At 56.8% G+C, this 14,667-nt stretch carries 12 protein-coding genes; 5 read left to right on the forward strand and 7 right to left on the reverse strand.

Annotated features, from left to right (window positions below):
- Nucleotides 1–122 precede the first annotated feature (122 nt).
- Nucleotides 123–2,027: a 4Fe-4S binding protein gene (locus IPN69_21795; GenBank protein ID MBK8813340.1), complete on the reverse strand. Its 1,905-nt coding sequence runs from the start codon at nt 2,025–2,027 to the stop codon at nt 123–125.
- A 148-nt stretch (nt 2,028–2,175) separates the two neighbouring features.
- Here IPN69_21795 and IPN69_21800 point away from each other — a divergent pair, with 148 nt between their 5' ends.
- The 3 genes from IPN69_21800 to IPN69_21810 all read left to right on the forward strand — a co-directional run bounded on the left by IPN69_21800 (nt 2,176) and on the right by IPN69_21810 (nt 5,760).
- Nucleotides 2,176–4,269 (forward strand): carboxypeptidase regulatory-like domain-containing protein, encoded by a 2,094-nt coding sequence (locus IPN69_21800; protein MBK8813341.1) that lies wholly within the window; start codon nt 2,176–2,178, stop codon nt 4,267–4,269.
- A gap of 129 nt (nt 4,270–4,398) precedes the next feature.
- Entirely contained in the window at nt 4,399–5,202 is an 804-nt protein-coding gene (locus IPN69_21805; GenBank protein MBK8813342.1) for a CbbQ/NirQ/NorQ/GpvN family protein, read from the forward strand.
- A gap of 87 nt (nt 5,203–5,289) precedes the next feature.
- Nucleotides 5,290–5,760: a hypothetical protein gene (locus tag IPN69_21810; GenBank protein MBK8813343.1), complete on the forward strand. Its 471-nt coding sequence runs from the start codon at nt 5,290–5,292 to the stop codon at nt 5,758–5,760.
- Here IPN69_21810 and IPN69_21815 read toward each other — a convergent pair.
- From IPN69_21815 to IPN69_21835, 5 genes are read right to left on the reverse strand one after another with little or no spacing between them, the layout of a single operon-like run.
- Nucleotides 5,678–5,896 carry a hypothetical protein gene (locus IPN69_21815; protein MBK8813344.1) on the reverse strand — a complete coding sequence of 73 codons (219 nt, stop codon included), beginning with the start codon at nt 5,894–5,896 and terminating at the stop codon, nt 5,678–5,680. The two genes, IPN69_21810 and IPN69_21815, sit on opposite strands and share 83 nt — an antisense overlap.
- Nucleotides 5,890–8,484 (reverse strand): VCBS repeat-containing protein, encoded by a 2,595-nt coding sequence (locus tag IPN69_21820; GenBank protein ID MBK8813345.1) that lies wholly within the window; start codon nt 8,482–8,484, stop codon nt 5,890–5,892. The genes IPN69_21815 and IPN69_21820 overlap by 7 nt, the downstream gene beginning before the upstream one ends.
- A gap of 5 nt (nt 8,485–8,489) precedes the next feature.
- On the reverse strand, nt 8,490–9,095 hold the full coding sequence (locus IPN69_21825) for an RNA polymerase sigma factor (GenBank protein MBK8813346.1): 606 nt from the start codon (nt 9,093–9,095) through the stop codon (nt 8,490–8,492).
- Nucleotides 9,096–9,149: 54 nt separating this feature from the next.
- Nucleotides 9,150–10,364, reverse strand: a complete 1,215-nt coding sequence (locus tag IPN69_21830; protein ID MBK8813347.1) for a hypothetical protein — start codon at nt 10,362–10,364, stop codon at nt 9,150–9,152.
- A gap of 18 nt (nt 10,365–10,382) precedes the next feature.
- Nucleotides 10,383–11,039, reverse strand: a complete 657-nt coding sequence (locus IPN69_21835) for a hypothetical protein (GenBank protein ID MBK8813348.1) — start codon at nt 11,037–11,039, stop codon at nt 10,383–10,385.
- A 113-nt stretch (nt 11,040–11,152) separates the two neighbouring features.
- Between IPN69_21835 and IPN69_21840 the strand changes: the two genes are divergently transcribed.
- Both IPN69_21840 and IPN69_21845 read left to right on the forward strand, forming a co-directional pair.
- Entirely contained in the window at nt 11,153–12,001 is an 849-nt protein-coding gene (locus IPN69_21840; protein ID MBK8813349.1) for a DUF72 domain-containing protein, read from the forward strand.
- Entirely contained in the window at nt 11,998–12,156 is a 159-nt protein-coding gene (locus IPN69_21845; protein ID MBK8813350.1) for a hypothetical protein, read from the forward strand. Before IPN69_21840 ends, IPN69_21845 begins: the two co-directional genes overlap by 4 nt.
- Nucleotides 12,157–12,636: 480 nt before the next feature.
- On the opposite strand, the gene IPN69_21850 is transcribed toward IPN69_21845, so the two are convergent.
- On the reverse strand, nt 12,637–14,592 hold the full coding sequence (locus IPN69_21850) for a conditioned medium factor (protein MBK8813351.1): 1,956 nt from the start codon (nt 14,590–14,592) through the stop codon (nt 12,637–12,639).
- Nucleotides 14,593–14,667 lie beyond the last annotated feature (75 nt).

A 14,667-nucleotide genomic window follows, 5' to 3' on the forward strand; every position in this document is an offset into this window, starting at 1 on the left:
ACTCATTGAAAGCAATTTCCCGCGAAATACTCAAAATACGCGAAAAACAACATCAAAAATGCCATTTTTCGCGTTTTTGGCGTATTTCGCGGGAAAGAAATCTTCTATTGCGTAATTTGGGTTTATTGTGGACGCGGATCAAACGTGCGCTTGACGCGAAACTCGGGATTGATTTGAATGGCGCGTTTGAAGTGCTTGTCGGCAAGTTGATTCATACCGACGTTTTGCAGCCGAAGGCCTAACATCCAGTTAAAGAACGGATCTGCCGGCGTCAGCCGATCGCCCTGGCGCTCATAAGCGTCGGCGTCGTTCTGATTGCCGTCCGCGGCGTTGGCGCCGGCAAGAAAGAGGTTCGCCAACACCAAGTCCGGATTCCGACCGAGCGCGTCCTTCCAGACGGTCACCGCTTCGCTCCTGCGGCCAAGCTGCCAGAGAGCCTCGCCGCGCTCCTCGCGGGCGACGATCAGGTCGGGACGCTCGGCGAGCGCCGCGTCAAGATCTGCCAGCGCCCGGTCCGAACTTCCGGTCCGATTAAGAATCGCGCCGCGGTAGTAGAGGTTCAGCGCTCGTGCCTGACCGGTTTGCAGCGTCGCCGACTTTGCCAGCAGTTCCAGCGATCGGTCGGTGTTCCCCGCCAGATACTCCATCCACGCGAGCTTAGGCAAAGCGAAGGCGTTCGTAAACAATCCGGCACTTGCCGCCGCGTTCAGATGATTCCGACCGTCAGTGATGTTTTTGCGGTCGCTTGCGCCGAGCCACGGATCGGGATTCGGACGCGCCAGCGCAAGTTCATCCGGGATCCGAATGCTCTCGTACGCCTGCGCTCCGGCGCGCTCGTGATAACGCACGTAGCCGCTGTGCGCGTTGAGTCCGATCCAAAACGCCGAAAAAGCGAGAAACACCCAACCGGCGGTCTTGATCTTGCCGGACGACTTGAGCGCGAAACGGTAGAATGCGAGGTCGCCGGACCTGAACAATCTGATCGTCCTGACAACGAGAAACGTCGTCACGACCGCGACTCCGAGCGCCATCAGCATCGGTACGAGCTGGTAAACGTCCCAGACCGCAAAAAGGCTGAATCCGAATGCGGCCGCGGCGACCAGTTCCTCGGGCCAGGTCAGAGAGTGATTCTGCTTCAGCGATTTCGAGACGGCGAGAGACGGTTTTCCGAATCCGAAATAGAGCGCATCGTTCGGGCAAACGCTGACACAGTCCATACATTTCATACAGCCCGGATCGACGACCGCGCCGTACTCTTTGACCTCGGCGTGGACAAGGACATTTGACGTGCAGACTGCCGTGCAATGGCCGCATTGATTGCAAGCGTCCGTGACGCGGATCTTTCCCGGCGCGACCTTATCCGCCAGACTGAAGAAGCCTCCATACGGACAGGCGTAGGTGCAAAAGCCTTTCTGTCCGAGAAAGATCACGGTCATAAACCCGCAAACGAGGAGAAACGGAATCGCGACCGCGATCGGCGGGAATGTCGCCCAAAAATCGTCGACAACCAGATGGTTGGTAAACTGCGGGATAAGCGGTTCGTTCGGCGCCGCCACGATGGCACGGTAAACTGTCGGCCAGACGAACATATACAGCGCGAAGATCAGCGGCACCCAAACGAGCAGGCGCGAACGGAACGGCCTCGGCTTGAGCCCCATTTTCTTCAAAAGCCAGCCGCAAAGATCCTGAAGCGCTACCACGTGGCAGCCCCAGCCGCAAACGAACCGGCCGAAGATGAGCGTTGCGAGGATCGCCAGCGTGAAAAAGATGAATCCCGCGTTCAAAGCCCCGCGCTGAAGCGTATACATCGCCTCGGACGGTTCGATCGGCGAGACCGTCCTTCCCGTCAGATACCATTGGACGATATGCGCGATCATCAGCAGGTTGAGCGTGATCAGCGCAAACGCCCGCCAATATGCGGTCTTCGATTCCCTGACGATGCCTTCGCCGGCTCCACCGCCTGGCAGAACAGGCAACTCGATCGAACGCTTTTTGTTCGGTTTCACACCCTCGCAACCTTTTTTCATAATCTGACCAACAGATACCGATTCAGCAAGTCGAATTGAATACTATAACCGACTTGACTAAAGAGGCGAAAGAAGTGTTAGAATGTCAATCTCCTGTACCGTTTCAATTAGGAGTTTACCACTGGCCCCTGCGGCCGATTTTCGAATTATGCTAAAAACCATTGTCGTAGCTTTGCTGCCTTTGCTGATCTTTTTTGAGAACAGCGCGGAAATGTCGTTAACGAACTTCAACGTGGTTCGGCGCGATGCGAACACCGGGACTATGAAGAAGATGATCGTTGCGCGCGGAAACGTTTCGATCGATCTCGATATGGACCGTTTGAATGGGTCAGCGACCAAAGATTCGTCTTCGACTCAGTTTCGTTTTGAAGCGGAACCGGACTCGTTCTTTACGGTTCTTGTTTTCAATGACGAACTGCGCGGCCCGATTCCGAGTTCGATGACCATCATCGCCAAGGATTCAGCTCTCCCGGGCAGACTAAACTCCGCGAACGGACAGTTGGCGGTCGAGAATCTGGAGCCGACGGAACCGTACGAGCTTGCGGTTCGCGACCCGCGCACCGGTTTCACCTTTTTCTACGTCGAGGGCCATCTTTACGATTATTACCCGAGCGATCAGACGCTCTATGTCCAGATGGGCCGCTTGATCCTTTCGAAGGAATACGCGACCGAACTCGGACGTCCGGGTGACGCATTGGCAACGGTCGGTCAGATCTCGATCACGGCGACGATGCGTCCGGTCGAAGTGACGCGAGTTGTTGATGGCGAAGTCAAATCCGAGTCGATGCCGGGCAACGCCTTCCCGGGCACCACTCCGGGACCGGACGTCGTCGTCGGTGACGTTAACGGCCTCGCTCAGTTCGGGTCGCAAGCGGGGACACAGGTCGGTCTCGCGCTGGGGACGGACTCCTGCAACTTCGGAAATGTCGATCTCAATTGGTTCGCTTTGCCGGATAACGACCATCCGGTCATCCCGCAGAACCTTTATCGTTTGAGCGGCGGCGCGTCGAACGACGAGCGCTTCGAGCAGATCGCTCAATCGCAGGTCAAGCACGCCTTTACTGCGCTGACGAACAACATCTGCAGCCTCGGTTGCAACGGTGTCGGCGGAACGCGTCTTGGTTCAGGATGCTCGGATCCGTATTCGGCGAGTTTGAATGCCGGTCCGAACCTCGGTTCAAAGGCTTGGATCAATCCGTACACCGGCTTTTATCCGCGCGGCGACGCTGCCACTCCTCCGAACAATCATTCGGGCCACACGCATACCGGTCCTTCGCACCGTATGCTGACCGAGGTCAACGATCTCAACACGTCGTTGAACCCCGGGGCGACTTACTACGCCGAAGGCCAGTACGTCACGCCGCACGAGTACGCGTGGTGCCAGGCGAATCCGACGCAGTGCAATATGAACAACAACGTGTCGTACCGGCGCTACAACGTCACGGGAACGGCAAGTCCGTTCAGTTTCTCGGCGGTGGGCTCTACGGTGAGACAGAAGGCGGCGATCAATGCGTGGACGGGCGCGACCTTGGCTGAAATCCGGCCTGCCCCGACCGCCGACGGCATCGGCATCGTCGGGTACAAGGTGACGAATCCGTCGCCGGGCGTCTGGCATTACGAATACGCGATCTACAACCAGAATCTCGATCGCGCGATTCAGTCGTTCAGCGTCCCCATCGGCGGCGGCGCAACGCTCACGAACGTCGGTTTCAAGGCTCCGCCGCAACATCCGGCCTGGGCAAACGACGGAACGGTCGGAAGCGCCGGGTTCAGCAATGCGGCCTGGACGCAGGCTCCGGCGGCAAATTCGATGACCTGGAGTTCTGAAACGCTGGCGCAGAATCCCAATGCCAACGCAATTCGCTGGGGAACGCTCTACAACTTCCGATTCGATTCGGATCGCGCCCCGCAGACGGTCAACGCGACTGTCGGATTCTTCAAGACGGGCAGTCCGATCACGGTTTCCGTCCAGGCACCGAGCGGTCCCGCAGTCGCGGTTTCGGTTTCGGGTCGAGTTACTTCGTCGACGGGACAAAGCGTGTCGATGGCCCGCGTGACGATGACCGACGGCAACGGAGTTACGCGTACGGCGCTGACGAATCCATTCGGCTACTATCGCTTTTTGAACGTGAACTCGGGCGCGAGCTACACGATGGGAGCAAGATCGAAGGAATACACCTTCACGTCGCGGGCGGTTCAAGTCAACGACAATGTCACAAACGCCGACTTTGTGGCCCAGTAGAGGCTAACCATCGGTTTTGACGCGGCGGTCTTCGGACCGCCGTTTTTTTTCGACTGATGGGCGGTTGTTTGTTCCTCCATCCCAGCTTTTACCTTGTCTTCGTCGAAGTGCTAAGATATTCGCGACACTATGGAACTTGCGGTTGAGAAATACAGAGTCGAGAACGAACCTTATTATTTGCCGATCAAACAGGAAATCGAACTGTTTGAAGCGGCATACGCGGCGCGTCTGCCGGTTATGCTCAAAGGGCCGACGGGATGTGGAAAGACGCGATTTGTCGAGTATATGGCGTACAGAATGGGACGTCCGTTGATTACTGTCGCGTGCCACGAAGATCTGTCATCGACCGACCTCGTCGGACGTTTCTTGCTCGAAGGCGAAGAAACCGTGTGGCACGACGGACCTTTGACCACCGCGGTTCGTGCCGGAGCCATCTGCTATCTCGACGAAGTCGTCGAGGCCCGAAAGGACACGGTCGTCATAATCCACCCTCTGACCGACGACAGGCGGCGTTTGCCGATCGAAAAGCGCGGCACGATCGTCGAAGCGCCTCCGGAATTCATGCTCGTTGTTTCATATAATCCCGGATACCAGTCGATCTTGAAGGATCTGAAGCAATCGACGCGGCAGCGCTTCGTGGCGATGGAATTCGATTATCCGTCACCGGAAGCCGAAGCCGAGATCGTCGCAAAGGAAGGAGCCATAGATCTCGAAACGGCGCAGGATCTGGTCAAAATAGGTCAGAAGGTCCGAAATCTGCGCGGCCACGGTCTCGAAGAGGGCGTCTCCACGCGCCTTCTGATCTACGCCGCCCAAATGATCGCCAAGGGCATTTCGCCGATCGCCGCCGCCGAGGTCGCGATCTGCTCGCCGATCACCGACGACCGGGAACTCCAACGCAGCATACGCGAGATCGTGACGACAATAATTTAGTTACGTGAGAAGTGAGAACTGGAACTATCAGCTATTCACTATCATCTATCAGCTATTCCGAAAGAAGTGAGAACTGAGAAGTGAGAAGTGAGAACTGAAACTATCAGCTACCCACTATCATCTATCAGCTATTCCGATATCAGCTATTCCGAAAGAATTTCCCCCAATGAATTTGCCCGCGGACCGCGCGAATCAAAACTGATTCGCGAAATCCGCGGGCATTCCAAATTCCGAATTCCAAATTCCAAATTCCAAATTCCAAATTCCAAATTCCGAATTCCAAATTCCAGATTCCAGATTCCAGATTCCAGATTCCAAATTCCGAATTCCAGATTCCAGATTCCAAATTCCGAATTCCAAATTCCAGATTCCAGATTCCAAATTCCGAATTCCAGATTCCAAATTCCAAATCCAAATTCCAGATTCCAAATTCCAGATTCCAAATCCGAAATCCCAAATCCCGAATCCGAAATCGTTACGGCGTGTATGCCGACGGAACCGGAATGTCCGTCGCCGCGCCGAACGACTGGATCAGCAATCCTTGAGTCGAGCGGTTGACGTACCAAGTCGCCGCCGACGGACGGAACACCGCCGTGTCGGCCTTGCCGTCGCCGTCATAGTCGCCCGCCACCGGAATGTCGGTCGAGATTCCGAACGGCGCCGAGTAATACGTCGAATCTTCCGATCTCAACACGAACCACTCTCGCCCGACGAAGGCCGCCAGAACGCAAGGTCCGTCTTGCCGTCGCCGGTGAAGTCGCGTGCCATCGGCTTGTCGGACGAAATCCCGAACGTCGCCGCGATGACGCCCGCCGTCGAACGGTTCAGCCACCATTGGCCGACGCTCGGACGATAGATCGCCATATCGGCGCGGCCGTCGCCGTCGTAATCGCCGACCTGCGGAACGTCGCCGTTGGCGCCGAACTGCTGGATCGTCGTCCCGTTATCCGACGAACGCTGCACGTACCACGTCGCGTTCGAAGGCCTGAACACCGCCGCGTCGGCCTTGCCGTCGGCATCGAAATCGCCCGGCGCCGGAATATCGCCCGACGCGCCGAACGGGAACGAGTAGAAACTCGCGTCCTCGCTGCGCATCACGTACCATTCTCCCGTTCCGGGACGGAATACCGCAATGTCGGTTTTGCCGTCGCCGGTGAAGTCAGCCGGCGCCATCGTGTCGGTCGCCGAGCCGAACTGGAACGCGCGGTTCACGCCGTCTGAACTGCGCAGGTACCACCATTCCGCAACGCCCGGGCGAACGATCGAGACATCGGTCTTGCCGTCACCGTCGAAGTCAACGAAACCGCCCTGACTACGTGACGCAGTTCCAAAAGCCGTGAAGCGGAACGCCTGCGAAACCGCGACGCCGCCGGCCGCGCCCGGATCCGTGACATACCATCGACCAAAGAATGTTCGACCCACCAGAGCGGCATTGTCCGGGATCGCCAAACTCACCGAGGCGAATCCGTTTCCCGCGCCAGTGCCCTGGGTCGTCAACGCAACGCGCGCAAAGTTGCCGGTCGCAGGAATTGTCGACGTCGCTCCCGGATCGGTCTCATCGACGACCAGAACCACGTTCGCATTGCCGAGTGCGCTCGAAACCGCGACCGTGAAGCTCGGGTTTCCGACAAGCGGCGGTTCAATGGCAAATGCCTGCGGAACCAACGAATTCGATCCGGCGATTCCCGTTCCGACGATCACCGGAACGCGATTCGTGTCAGCAAACGGACGCGGCGCATCAAACGGCGGCAGTTCATTGCGGACACGCGCGTCAACCAGCGAGTTTCGAAGAAAAGCCGCGAGATCAGCCTTCTGGCCGGGATTCAAATTCCTCGGCTGAACGAGGCCGGCCGCAAAATTCGGTTCGTTTCGAAAATCGCCGCCGCGGTTGTAAAACTCGATTACCTCTTCCAGGGTCGAGAACTTGCCGTTGTGCATAAAAGATGAACGCAGAGCGACGTTTCTCAAGCCCGGCACACGAAACTGTCCGATGTTGTTCTGCGCTCCGGTAACCTGAAAGCGTCCGGTATCCTCGCCTGCGGGTCGCAAGCCGATATTCTGGAATGAGTTGTTGGTCAGCAGATTGCCGGCGTGACAGACCGCGCACTGCGTACCGCCAAACACACCCCGTCCGCGATTCTCGGCGGGCGGCAGTGGCGTGATTCCGGCGTTGTCGAGGTCCAGCGGCGTTTGATCGGAGAAAAGCGTGCGTTCATACGAGGCGATCGCCATTGCAATCCGCGAAGGCGTCACATCCGACGTTCCGAAAGCTTCCTGGAAAAGTTCCGGATAAGTGCGGCCGCCGATCCACGTCTCAAGGGCGACCGGGACATCGGTCGTCAGGACCAGAGGTTTAGCGGTCGAGATCTGACCGGCAAGCAGCGTCCAGTTGCTTGTTCCGTGTCCCATTTCCACCGAACTGACCGGGGGACCGACCGCTTGACTTTCAAGCGCGCCACCGTTGTTGATGACGATATTGTTCGTCACCGGATCGCGGAAAGTGCCCGAAGCGCGGCCGTCCCAGAAAAGAACGGGTGCGTATGCCGCATTGATGTGCGAATTCGCCTTGCGGCCCGTCACCTGTGTGCGAAAACCGAAATTCGTCGACCAGCTGTATGTGCCGTCCGCGTTGTTGAGCGGAACGCCCGGCGAACCGACGACATCGTCGGGGGTGTTGAAGAGGCTGTCGCTTCCCGGGTTCTTTGAACTGAAAAGAGTGACCAGTGAACGCGGATCGCTGCCGCCGGTGCCCGCTCGGTGACAAGAGCCGCAGGACACGGTTCGCGTGGCCGACAACTGCTCGTCCCAGAAGAGCGCTTTGCCGAGATATGCCTTGGCAGCGGTCATCGGATTCGCAGGCGGTCCGGGTGGCGGCGGCTCAAGCGGCGGAACCGGTCCTTGATTAGTCGCGATCGCGCGCACGCCCTGCGCCGCCGGCGTCAAGCCGCTCGTCGTCGACTGGTTCTCGGCACGAACCCAATAGAAAAATGTCTGGCCGGCCGTTGCCGTTGAGTCGAAAAAGAAATTGGCTGCCGTCGTTCCGATGTCGGTCGCCGTTGCCGAATTATTTGTGGTACTACGAAGTACCCTGTAATTCGTCGCCCCGCGGATCGCGTCCCAATACAGCCCGACCTTGTTGTTATAACGATTTGTCGTCGCTGAAAATCCCGTCGGCGTCGCCAACGATGTCTGCCCCGACGCCGTCGGAGACGTCTTGAATAGCCCAAACATCAATGCCGCTCCGGCAAAAACAATAACTGCGAATAGTTTAACTTTCTTCATTACTTTCAACCCAACCTTTCAATTAATGAACGTAGATAACTGCGTGTCCGCATCAGGCGAACCTTGACATTGCTCTCAGACCAACCGACCGCGTTGGCGACCTCTTTGATCGACATCTCCTCGCCGTGAAAGAGCGTGACGGCGAGCCGGTCCTTGGCATCGAGTCCCGCGAGAAGTTTTTCCGCAAGATCACGATTGACGAGATCATTTTCGCTTTCTAAGGAACCATTTGCGGCAACGTTCTCGATGTATTCCGATTCGGCCGTTCCAAGTTCTGCGAAAAGATCTTCGGGCCGTCTTTGCCGCCGTCGAAGTTCGTCGTAACAGACGTTGACGGTGACCCTTGAAATCCAGGAGGTGAAAGATTTCTCCTGTCCGCCCCGAAAATTCTTCAATGAGAAATAAGCCTTCGTAAAGACCACCTGCGAAAACTCTTCGACCAGTTCCCGTTGATTGAAAAACCGTCCGACAAGGTGGACGACCAGCCGTTTGTAACGCTCGAACAGCACCGCGAACGCCGCTTCGTCACCTGCCAGAACCGCCTGCACCAGTTCCTCATCGGTAACCGCCTCGACGGCGTTCGAATTGCTCGCGTTCAGAATCTGGTCCAACTTTAAGGCTTCCTCGATCATTCAAATTCAAACAACCAATTCTCAACCAAACGCCTACGGCCTCATCGGCGGACGTCTATCACCCAGAACGGGACGTCGGCCGTCCATCGGCGGTCGCCGGTCGTCCATCTGGGGTCTGCGATTATCCGGCTGCGGACGCCTTTCGTCCTTTGGCCGCGCTTCCGTCTCTTTGTAGTCGGCCGGAATCTTGAAAAGTTCAGCGGCGGGCTCTCCGAGCTTGATATTCACCAAGCGAAAGATCACTTCACCGATGAACGGATCGGTATGCTTCGACAGGATGATCATCTGCAGTTCCGGCGAGTACCATTTCTCGGTGACAACGTTGATCGGTTTGTCGTTGCCGATCTCACCGACCGGAATCTCGATCGTGATGCGGGTGCCCTCGGCGGTGACCCCTTCGATCGTCTGCTTGCCGAGCGCTTCTTTCTTCGCTTCCCGCGGTTCATTTTTCGGCTCGAGCGGCGAAGCCTGTTTGAACGGAATGTTGAAATAGGTCTTTTCGGTCGTATTCAGCGAGTACGTTTTTCCCGCAACATGATCGACGATATGCACCAGCCTGAGCGGCTGGTCATTGCGATTCATCACCGGAAATCCCGCGATCGAATCGAACGGCATCTCCTGACGGACGCGACCCTCGCCATCGCGGTAGATCTCTCCCTTGCTCTGAGACTTGACCAGCGAGCCATCAAATAACCGCTTCGATTCCTCGCGGACCGTTTCGGCGGAAAACGGAGCGCCTTTGACGAGTTTGTCTCCGAATCGTAACTCGGAACCGACGAACTTGGCCATCGCTCCGTTCGGCGCGTCCCTGCGGTCGTCGCGGCCCCGGCGATCGTCGTTTTCGGGGCGAACGACTTTGATCTCTTCCCAATCCAGGGTTCGGTCGCCATCGACGTCGATCCTCGCAAATTTCTGATTTGCCTTCTGCAAGAATGCTTCGCGATTCAGGTCGATGTCGCCGAATTCGAGAAACAGGAACGGCGGAACTCGATCCTTTTCGATCCGTCCCGGCTTACCGCCCGGCCTTGCCGGAAGCTCGCTCAGTTCGATTATCCCGTTCTTGTTGCCGTCGGTAACCTGGAAGAAAGTCTCCGCCGCCTCGCGAAATTCATCGGACTCGATACGTCCGTTCTTGTTTACATCAACGATCTTCGCCCACTCGGGCGGGCCTTCGATTCGCGGCCGCTGGGCGATGACGAGCATCGACAGCGAAAGCAAAGCGATCAACATCAAAAACACGGATCTCATACTCTCACCTCAAAAAAACTACTGAATGAAACGGATCGCACGCGCCGATCCGTCGCCACCCATTAAAACCTCGGCGTTCACAAACTCGGAACCGTTTTGAACATTCATCGAAACTCCCAGCGAAACCATCATCGAGCGCGGGACCTTGACCTTCACAAGCTGTCCGCTTTCCTCGTCCGACGAGTACATCAGCGCGATGAAATCCGACTTGACGTCGTCTTGTTCGGTTGATTCAATCCGATCGCGCCGCTCCGTTTGAGCCTTATTCGCCGGGCGCTTTTTTACGGAACGCTTTGATACCGTCTTCACGGAGCGAAGGGCCGGCTGATCGGGCTCAACTGCTTGGACTTGCGGAGTCGGTACCTCGAAATTGATCCCCACCGCGTTTGAATGCTGAAATTTCGCAACCGTCAAACTCTCATCCGAACGCGTCATCCAGGCAAAGCCGAGGAACGCGACCAACGCCAACGAGGCAAACGCCAAGAGTCTCAGATCGAAGGACGGAAGCCATCCAAACCGCGCTACCGGTTTCTGACCGACGATACGGCGTTGGACTCCCCACCACAACTGAGGTGAATTCGCGATCTCGTCGACCGCTTGATCGTTAAAACGCGCGTCCTCGACAATCGTTTTCAGGATCTGATCGAGTTTTTCGTCCGATAGAAAGTTCTTCATTTGAAACTCCAAAAACTGTGTGTCACTTCAAATGACGCGCAGCGCCGCCGGTCGGTTACATTTATCTGAAGTTTTTTCGGCAATGGCAAAAGATTATACAATAGACACGCCCGATGGAATCCGAAATCCCAAATCCGAAACCCAAGATCGTCGTTGGATGTCAGGGCTGGAATTATGACGATTGGACGACCAGATCGCCGGACTCGCCCGTCTTTTACCCGCGGGGAACACGTTCGGGCGAGATGCTCGGATTCTATTCGAAAGCGTTTGGGACGACCGAGATAGACTCGACCTTTTACGCGATCCCCCCGGCATCGAATATCGAAAACTGGTATCGAAAGACGTCCGACGATTTCACTTTCTCGCCAAAAATGCCGCAGGAGATCACGCACGAAATGCGGCTCAGCGAGGACGCCTTTCCGATTCTTGACGGGTTTTGCGAACGGATCCGCGGGCTCGGCCGGAAGCTCGCCGTCTGTCTGATCCAATTGCCGCCGCAGTTTGAAGCCAACCGCCCGAATGCGATCAGACTGCGGCAATTCCTGGAACGTCTGCCGCGTGACATTCGGTTTGCCGTCGAATTTCGCCGGCGCGAATGGTTTGTCGATTGGACATACGATGAACTCGCAAGAAACGGAGCGACGCCGGCGTTGGTCGAGGGAAAATGGATTCCGCGCGAAACGATCTTTGCGGCGGCCCGGCGAATTCGCGGCGAATTCTCCTACGTCCGCTTTATGGGCGAGCGCGATCTGACGTCGTTCGATCGGATCTGTCGCAGCCGCGATGACCAACTGCCTGAATGGGCGCGCGCGATCGAGTCGCTCGAAACTCCCGAGACGTTCATTTATTTCAGCAATCTTTACGAAGGCCACGCACCCGAAAGCGCGCGAAAACTCTCGGTTTTGTTGGGACTTCCAAACGTCGACCCGAAAAGCCTCGACGATCAACGCGCGTTGTTTTGAAACAGGGACGTTGTCGGAAAAGCCGTAACGATTCCAAACCCGGGATTCCAAGTATTCCAGATTCCAGAGATTCCAGATTCCAGAGATTCCTGATTCCAGATTCCAGAGATTCCAGATTCCAGAGATTCCTGATTCCTGATTCCAGAGATTCCTGATTCCAGAGATTCCTGATTCGGGAGCTTTGAAAAACCGATATGACGGAAACTGATCGCGTTTCCTCCAGAACACAGATTGGCGGGATGGAGCGGATTTGTTTCAATCAACAGAGATAGAAAAGGATCTTGGCGGAACGCTGAGGCTGAAGTATCCTCTTGCATCCGATCTATCTGTGTCCTGTCAGAAACGGTGCCGAGACCGCCGTAGAGTCGGTTTTTCAAAGCTCCCGATTCCAGATTCCAGGTATTCCAGGAACGCGTAGGAAAAAAACCGCTTGAGAGCTGATTTTGCTTCTTCAAGCGTGCGGAGCACGCGAGCTTGCGATAGCACCACGTGAAGCGGAGCGGAACGTGGTGGCCCGTCGCGTCGAATTCCGAAGCGTGTGTATGCAAGTGGCCCGGCACCGTGCCGAAACGCGCGAATCGCACGAATCTCCGACGAGATTCGCGCGATTCGTGCAATTCGTGGCAATAGTTCGGTTATCTCATCGCATTCGAGTTCATATTCGAATTGCGCGACGAATCGCCCGTCTGCGCCGGATCCCGCATTCCCGAAGTATGGCACCACCCGGTCTTGTGGCCGAGATTGTTTGCGCCCGAGAGTTGCGCGTAACTGCGCTCGACGACGCCGTCTTCGGGATCTGAAAGGAACGGATCGGTCGCCAGATTGCAGTAGTCATAGCGCCACCAGACATCGGTGAACGACGTCGTGTGATAGAAGACCTTCGCACGCGCCGAAGACGGAATCCCCGCGAGCCACGAGGCCGCGCCCGAATAGCTGAGATTGGCATTCGATCCGCAGCCGGCGCCGAAGATCTGCCCAAGCAAGGCGAGATTCCCGGCTAGAGCCGTTCCTTGATACGGCGTTCCGACCGACTGGATCAGACGTGTTCCGGGTCCGGTCGCATAATCGAGGCCGCTCCAGTAATAAGTGTAAAGATGAAGCGTCGCCGCCCCGCCCTGACTGTGCGCGACCGCGCCGAACGACGGATAGGCGGCGCCAAAGTTCTTGATCAGGTTGGCGAACTGATCGTGCGTCCGGTTCTGGTTCGGATCGTTGAACACGATGTTGTTCGAGAACTGCGACGCCGGAAACGTGTTGCCGCCCGAACAGTACCCGTGGATCAGCATCAGTTTCCCGCCGACCGCATTGTCGACGGTCACCGCGGGACGTTTCCCTGTGCGCATATCATCCGTGATCTCTCCAAAGTAGCTCGATTTCAGCGATTCCGGAATCTTTATCTCCGGCAAGAGTATTCTGCCGGCGGTTCCCAACGTAACAGTTCCGTCGGCATCCTGAAGACGGACGTTTCGGAGTTCGTAGCCGCCCTTCTCTCCCGAACGTGCGAGCCAACGCGCGTCGACCGAAACCGGCACGATGGACTGACGCGCGGAAAATCCTCTTTTGACGATCGTCATCCCGCCGATCCAAGCGACGGCCGATTCCGAATCCTGCCCCCAAACCTCAGCATAGGCAATCACCTTCTGACCGGAGCGAAGCCCCGCGACCGGCAAATCGATTGCGAAACGGGATTCGTCCGACTGACGAACAAATGCGTCGCCCGAGAACTCTGCTCCGGATTCGGCAACGTTGATCACGTGCTCGCCCGTTCGCAAAAACCCCTCGCCCGTCCCGGTCCTTCCGGTCGTCGCGACCTGGAGGATGAAATTGCCGGACTCGCGCGGAACAAACACGCCGGCGAAGGTTCCGTCGCCCGCAAGCCCGTCCGCGTGAGCGCCGTCGTCAAACATATCGAATTTCGCAATTGCGCCCGACGGCGTGCGGATCTCGATCTGCGAGTTCGCGATCGTTCCCGAAGAAGCGAGAAGGTCGCCGGTCGACACATCGTACATTCGCGCGACGACGCCGATCTCTCGTCCTTTGACCGTCTGGTTGGTGTTCACAAACGAGTAGAGCCGATACGGCGAATCGCTCGAAGAGACAAGATATCCGACCGTCGAATCACCCGCGAGTCCGTCCTTCGGCGTTTCGATCTCCAGTCTCAGGATCCCCGAACCGAGTTTTCCGAATTTGAACACTTCCGCAGGGTAACTAGTGCCGCCGAGTCCGTATGTCGTTTCGGTTCTCTCGGCGAACGCCGATTCGAGCCGCGGATTGAGCCGTTCGCCGCCCGGCAATGTCGCCTTGACGTCGAACATCTCGCCGTTCCGGGCAATGATCATCACCTGGAAGTTCTCGGCGGTTTCGACCGGAATATCGATCGACTGAAATCCTTCGCGGATCGGCAACATCGCCGATTTCGAGCTCAAGCCCGTCTCGGCCGGATTCGGCAAACGAAGCGAGGCGATCTCGTCGGCCGCACCCGCAAGCTTTTTGAACTCATTGGCCGTAGTCGCCCGTGTTTTCTGCCCGAACGCCGTCACGGCCGTTGCCGCGACGAGCATACACAAAAAGACCTTCATCGATATTCGCATTAAATTCTCCTTTGTTGATTTAGATTCGGTTCGGTTTTCAGTTGAGATCGCCGCACTTTGCGGTCTTCGCGAACC

It is taken from the genome of Acidobacteriota bacterium, assembly GCA_016715115.1.
In the GTDB taxonomy this organism is placed as follows: domain Bacteria; phylum Acidobacteriota; class Blastocatellia; order Pyrinomonadales; family Pyrinomonadaceae; genus JAFDVJ01.

Excerpts from the sequence above, each read along its gene's own strand:
- IPN69_21795 (MBK8813340.1), bottom strand. The coding sequence starts at position 2,027 with ATGAAAAAAGGTTGCGAGGGTGTGAAACCGAACAAAAAGCGTTCGATC.
- IPN69_21830 (MBK8813347.1), bottom strand. The coding sequence starts at position 10,364 with ATGAGATCCGTGTTTTTGATGTTGATCGCTTTGCTTTCGCTGTCGATG.
- IPN69_21835 (MBK8813348.1), bottom strand. The coding sequence starts at position 11,039 with ATGAAGAACTTTCTATCGGACGAAAAACTCGATCAGATCCTGAAAACG.
- IPN69_21805 (MBK8813342.1), top strand. The coding sequence starts at position 4,399 with ATGGAACTTGCGGTTGAGAAATACAGAGTCGAGAACGAACCTTATTAT.
- IPN69_21850 (MBK8813351.1), bottom strand. The coding sequence starts at position 14,592 with ATGCGAATATCGATGAAGGTCTTTTTGTGTATGCTCGTCGCGGCAACG.
- IPN69_21820 (MBK8813345.1), bottom strand. The coding sequence starts at position 8,484 with ATGAAGAAAGTTAAACTATTCGCAGTTATTGTTTTTGCCGGAGCGGCA.
- IPN69_21840 (MBK8813349.1), top strand. The coding sequence starts at position 11,153 with ATGGAATCCGAAATCCCAAATCCGAAACCCAAGATCGTCGTTGGATGT.
- IPN69_21800 (MBK8813341.1), top strand. The coding sequence starts at position 2,176 with ATGCTAAAAACCATTGTCGTAGCTTTGCTGCCTTTGCTGATCTTTTTT.